This is a genomic window from Gilliamella sp. Pra-s60 (assembly GCF_009795755.1).
GTDB lineage: Bacteria > Pseudomonadota > Gammaproteobacteria > Enterobacterales > Orbaceae > Gilliamella.
In genome coordinates, this window is the sequence record NZ_WTFA01000046.1 from 1 (window position 1) to 576 (window position 576).

The 576-nt window shown below is 44.4% G+C and carries 2 tRNA genes; both read left to right on the plus strand.

The window, feature by feature from the left end:
• The first annotated feature begins 98 nt into the window (after window positions 1-98).
• A tRNA-Ile gene (locus GQ596_RS10950) sits at window positions 99-175 on the plus strand.
• Window positions 176-227: 52 nt separating this feature from the next.
• Window positions 228-303 (plus strand) — tRNA-Ala (locus GQ596_RS10955).
• Window positions 304-576 lie beyond the last annotated feature (273 nt).

Here is a 576-nt window from a genome sequence, read left to right on the forward strand (position 1 = left end):
AGGTAACCGTAGGGGAACCTGCGGTTGGATCACCTCCTTACGAAGTGCTCGTAAGTGTTCACACAGATTGTTTGTTTAGAAGAAAGAGTCACTTTATTGGGTCTGTAGCTCAGGTGGTTAGAGCGCACCCCTGATAAGGGTGAGGTCGGTGGTTCAAGTCCACTCAGACCCACCAATTCGACGGAATTGAGCATTTGAGTTTGAGTCGTTGAAGAAGTGAACACAATGGGGCTATAGCTCAGCTGGGAGAGCGCCTGCCTTGCACGCAGGAGGCCAGCGGTTCGATCCCGCTTAGCTCCACCATTAAAGAAGTCTCTTTTTAATTAAGTTATGTTTGTATTTACTTATTAATTGATGATGAGTAAATAGAAAGATAAAGCTCTTTAACAATTAGGAACAAGCTGAAAGAAACGAGTTCTCGTTTTTGCGGAAGGAAGCGATATGAGGATATCTGCGACTGGAAGTAAGAAAGAGAAGAAAGCGTAATTTAGACCAAGACAACTGTGAGTTGTAAGGTTAAGAAATTAAGCGTACACGGTGGATGCCTAGGCAATCAGAGGCGAAGAAGGACGTGTT